Below are 4,650 nucleotides of genomic sequence, written 5' to 3'. Positions count from 1 at the left end.
CACCGGCTGGTTGAAGGCGTAGCGCAGGCCCAGCATGATCGAGTGGTTGTAGTTGTCCACCTCGGCGCCGCCGCGGGCCAGCGTCACATTGCCCTGGCGGATGGTCGAGTCGACATCCGGCTGCAGCGTGCCCATGAAGCGGTACTCGGCGGTCAGCGCCAGGCCCGGCACGGCGGTGATCGGCAGGGAGAGACCGGCGATGCCCTGGAAGGCGAACTGCCCGTCATCGCCATTGAGGCGGACATTGCCGCCATTGGCCGCGCTGGCGCGGACATCGTCATAATCCGTCCAGACATAGCCGATACCGGCGCCGATATACGGGACCACCGGCCAGTTCAGCTGGTGGAAGTCGTAATAGGCGTTGAACATCGCGCCGTAGGAGCGGACGGTGCCGCTGCTGCGCAGCGGGCCGAAGCCGGTGTAGCCCGAGATCTTGTCGACGTCGTTCTGGCGGTAATTGCCCTCGATCTCGGCGCGGACGCCGTTGCCGAAGCCATAGCCCAGCGCCAGCGCGCCGGCGAAGCCGGCATCGAACTCGGCGCGGCCGGAGGGGCGCACGCCATTGCTGCGCAGGAAGGCGGCCGAGCCGCCAGTGACGTCGAGATCGGTCTTCTGCAGGAAGTTCACGCCGGCGCCGGCGCCGACATAGACGCCGGTCACGGGCTGCGCCTGCGCGGCCAGCGGCAGGGCCAGGATGGTGGCGGCCAGCAGGGCCTTCCTGAAGGTCATCGGGAGTTCCTCGCGAATGCAGGACGATCTGTTGAAGCCAATCTAGGCCCGCCCTGCCTGAAAGAACAGTGACAGCGGAGACAGTCGCCTTCGCGCGGCGCAACTGGCCTCGACTTGTGGCAGAGCTGCAACAGCGGGGGCGTTGACACGAAAACGTGTGATGAAGTGGCCGGCACCCGCCCCCATGTGGTGCCGCCATCAGGCCGGCGTCGCGCCGTCCAGCGTCTCCGGCCCGAAGGAATGCGGCAGCAGCTCGGCCAGGGTCAGGCGCAGCCGCTCCCGCCCCGTGGCGTCGACGATGCGCAGCAGGGTCTCCGGCCGGCCGAATTCGCGGATCTTCTGGCGGCAGCCGCCGCAGGGCGTGCAGGGCGCATCCCCGCCGCCCGCCACCACCAGCTCGGCGATGCGCCGCCCCTCGGGCGCGCCTGCGGCCAGCACCATGGCGGCGATGGCGCCGGCCTCGGCACAGCTGCCTTCCGGATAGGCGGCGTTCTCGACATTGCAGCCGGCATGCAGGCTGCCATCGGCGCAGCGCAGGGCGGCGCCCACGGCGAAACGGGAATAGGGCGCATAGGCCCGCGCGCGCGCCGCCAGGGCGGCGCTGACCAGGGGATCGGACATGCGCCCTTCCTGCCACGGGCGCGGCCGCGCCGCAGCGGCAGATTCCGCTTGCCCCGGCGGCGCATCGGTCCAAGCTGGCGCGCTTCGGGCATCCGGGCGCCGTGCCGCGCCCCGCCGCAGCAGAAGGTCGCCACCATGCGCGCCAACCATCTCCATGACGCCGACAAGGCGCATCTCGTCCACCAGCAGACCGACCTGAAGGGCTTCGCCGTCGACGGCCCGCTGCTGATGGCCGAGGGCGATGGCGTGCATGTCACCGACACCGAGGGCCGCCGCTACATCGAGGGCATGGCCGGGCTGTGGTGCGCCGGCCTCGGCTTCTCGGAGAAGCGCCTGGCCGAGGCCGCCTACCGCCAGATGCTGAAGCTGCCCTACTACCACACCTTCTACGGCCGCGGCCACGGCCCCTCGGCCGAGCTGGCGGAGCGCCTCGCCGCCATCGCGCCGGCGGGGCTGAACCACGCGCTGTTCCAGTGCTCGGGCTCGGAGAGCAACGACGCCGCGATCAAGCTGATCTGGTACTACAACAACGTCCTCGGCCGGCCGCACAAGAAGAAGATCATCGGCCGCATGCGCGGCTACCACGGCAACACCGTGGCCGCCGCCTCGCTCTCCGGCCAGCCGCACATGCACGCGGATTTCGACCTGCCCTATGGCGGGCGCTTCCACCACATCAGCAACCCCAACTACTACCGCGCCCACCAGGAGGGCGAGACGGAGGAAGACTTCTCCGCCCGCATGGCGGCGGAGCTGGAGGCGCTGATCGCGGCCGAGGGCGCCGACACCATCGCCGCCTTCTTCGCCGAGCCGGTGCAGGGCGGCGGCGGCGCGCTGACGCCCCCGCGCGGCTATTTCGAGGCGATCCAGCCGATCCTGCGGCAGCACGACATCCTGCTGGTGGCCGATGAGGTGATCTGCGGCTTCGGCCGCACCGGCGCCATGTGGGGCAGCGAGACCTATGGCATGCGGCCCGACCTGCTCTCCTGCGCCAAGCAGCTCTCCGCCGCCTACCAGCCGATCTCGGCGCTGCTGATCTCCGACCGCATCCATGACGCGCTGGTGCGGGGCAGCGAGCGCAACGGCGTGCTCGGCCATGGCTACACCTATGGCGGCCATCCCGTGGCCTGCGCCGTCGCGCTGGAGACACTGAAGATCTACGAGGAGCGCGACATCCTCGGCCATGTGCGCCGCGTCTCGCCCGCCTTCCTGGACGGGCTGGCCGCCCATGCGGACCATCCGATGGTGGGCGAGGTGCGCGGTGTCGGCCTGATCGCCGGTGTCGAGCTGATGGCCGACAAGGCCACCCGCACCCCCTTTCCCGCCGCCCGCAAGGCCGGGCTGCTGGTGCAGCGCAAGGCCGAGGCCGAGGGGCTGATCCTGCGCGCCATCGGCGACCGCATCGCCTTCTCGCCGCCGCTGATCATCGACGAGGCCGAGATCGCCGAGCTCTGCGCCCGCTTCGGCCGCGCCCTCGACGCCGCCTGGGCGGAGCTTTCCGCCAGCGCCGAGCCGGCCCTGGCCTAAGGCACCGGGCGGGGGCTTGCCCGCGCCCGGCATCCAGGGCATGCAGGCGCCGCCCCCGGGACGACCGGCGGGGCGGCGCCGCCGCCCGGCCAGGCCGCCTGCCCTGCCTGCCCGGAACGCCCTCGATGCGCTTCTTCCTGATCGCCGCCCTGCTGGGCGCGGCACTGCTCGCCCCCGCCGCCGCCCGCGCCGAGGAGGGCGACCCCGCCCGCGGCCGATCCCTGTTCCAGCGCCAATGCCAGGCCTGCCACCAGGCGGTGCAGCCGCGCCACGGCGTCGGCCCCTCGCTGCAGGGCGTGGTCGGCCGCGCCGCCGCCGCAGCGCCCGGCTACAACTATTCCCCGGCCCTGAAGGCCGCCGGCCTGACCTGGACGCCGGAGGTGCTGGCCGACTTCCTCGGCGCGCCGACCACGAAGGTGCCCGGCACCCGCATGGTGCAGCGCGTCGCCGCCGAGCCGGACCGCCGCGACATCGTGGCCTTCCTGGCGCAGCAGGCGGCGCCGTAAGGCAGGGTCAGCGCACCCGCACCGCCGCGCTGGCCGCCACCCCCTCGGCATCCAGCACGGTGATGCGGTAGAGCCCCGGCCCCCGCGGCTCCCACGGCGTGTCGCGCCGCGCCGCCTGGCTGTCCAGCGGCGCGCCATCCACCAGGAAGGTCAGCGGCCGCTGGCCGCCGGCGGCGCGCAGCCGCATCGGCCCCTGGTTCAGCTCCGCACCCGGCGGCGGGAAGATCAGCCGCAGCCGGTCCGCCGCCGGCGCCCGCGCCAGGGTGGCGGGGCGCCGCATCGCCAGGGGTGGCGCCGGCCTGGGCGAGGCCGGCAGCACGGAAAAAATCCGCGCCAGCAGCGGCAGGGCCAGATGCGTGCCATTCGCCTCGCCGCTGCCGGCGACGACCGGCGCGCCATCCGGCCGCCCGACCCACACCCCCGCCACATGCGCGCCGTCGAAGCCGATCGCCCAGCCATCCCGCCCGCCCCAGGAGGTGCCGGTCTTCCAGGCGATGCCCGCCGGCCCGCCGCCGGGAAAGGGCCGCGTCAGGATCGCCGCCACCTGCGCGGCGGCGGCCGGCGCCAGGACGATGCTGCCCTCCTCCGCCGCATCCGGCGTCCAGCGCAGCGGCACGGCGCGGCCGCCATCGCCCAGCAGAGCGCTGGCGCCGACCAGCTCGCGCAGCGTCACGCCGACACCGCCGAGCGCCAGCGGCAGCGTCGGCTCCGCAACGGCCGGGAAGCGCGGCGGCGCACCCGCCCGCTTCAGCAGCGTGGCGAAGCGCAACGGCCCGAGCTGGTCCAGCAGCTGCACCGCCGGCAGGTTCAGCGAGCGCCGCAGCGCATCCGCCACGCTGATCCTTCCGGCGAAGCCATGGTCGAAATTCTCCGGCGCGTAGTTGCCGAAGCGCGTCGGCGCATCGTCCAGCAGCGTGTCCGGCCGCGCCAGCCCGGCCTCGAACACCTGCGCATAGAGCAGCGGCTTCAGCGCCGAGCCCGGCGAGCGCACCGCCCGCGTCAGGTCCAGCGCGCCGGCCCGCGCCTCCTCGCCCCAGGCGCCGCCATCCAGCGCGCGGATCTCGCGCGTGCGCAGATCCGCCACCACGGCGGCGATCGAGGCGCGGTCGGGCAGGCGCAGCCTGGCCTCGGCCAGCATGCGCTCCAGCGCGGCTTGTAACGGCGCGTCCAGCGTGGTGGCCAGCTCCCCCTGCCGCCGCGCCTCCCGCGACAGATGCGGCGCCAGCGACGGCATGGCCTGGCGGCGGCGCGGCACCGGGCTCTCGGCCAG

The 4,650-nt window shown here is 73.6% G+C and carries 5 protein-coding genes; 2 read left to right on the top strand and 3 right to left on the bottom strand.

Going from position 1 to position 4,650, the window contains the following annotated elements; all coding sequences use genetic code 11:
* Together HMPREF0731_RS16880 and HMPREF0731_RS16875 are read right to left on the bottom strand one after the other, a co-directional pair.
* Window positions 1-729, bottom strand: a 729-nt coding sequence (locus HMPREF0731_RS16880; protein ID WP_007005389.1) for an outer membrane protein, incomplete at its 3' end; no start/stop codon positions are given.
* Window positions 730-927: 198 nt separating this feature from the next.
* Window positions 928-1,350 carry a cytidine deaminase gene (locus tag HMPREF0731_RS16875; protein WP_007005388.1) on the bottom strand — a complete coding sequence of 141 codons (423 nt, stop codon included), beginning with the start codon at window positions 1,348-1,350 and terminating at the stop codon, window positions 928-930.
* A 135-nt stretch (window positions 1,351-1,485) separates the two neighbouring features.
* Between HMPREF0731_RS16875 and HMPREF0731_RS16870 the strand changes: the two genes are divergently transcribed.
* Both HMPREF0731_RS16870 and HMPREF0731_RS16865 read left to right on the top strand, forming a co-directional pair.
* Window positions 1,486-2,874 carry an aminotransferase gene (locus tag HMPREF0731_RS16870; RefSeq protein ID WP_007005387.1) on the top strand — a complete coding sequence of 463 codons (1,389 nt, stop codon included), beginning with the start codon at window positions 1,486-1,488 and terminating at the stop codon, window positions 2,872-2,874.
* Between the two features lie 125 nt (window positions 2,875-2,999).
* Window positions 3,000-3,380, top strand: coding sequence for a c-type cytochrome (locus tag HMPREF0731_RS16865; RefSeq protein ID WP_007005386.1), 381 nt, complete (start codon window positions 3,000-3,002; stop codon window positions 3,378-3,380).
* Between the two features lie 7 nt (window positions 3,381-3,387).
* Here HMPREF0731_RS16865 and HMPREF0731_RS25690 read toward each other — a convergent pair.
* Window positions 3,388-4,650, bottom strand: a 1,263-nt coding sequence (locus HMPREF0731_RS25690; RefSeq protein ID WP_007005385.1) for a penicillin-binding transpeptidase domain-containing protein, incomplete at its 5' end; no start/stop codon positions are given.

It is taken from the genome of Pseudoroseomonas cervicalis ATCC 49957, from assembly GCF_000164635.1.
Lineage (GTDB): Bacteria > Pseudomonadota > Alphaproteobacteria > Acetobacterales > Acetobacteraceae > Pseudoroseomonas > Pseudoroseomonas cervicalis.
The sequence above is the reverse complement of the archived record's forward strand: the minus strand, read 5'-3'. Positions and strand labels throughout refer to the sequence as shown.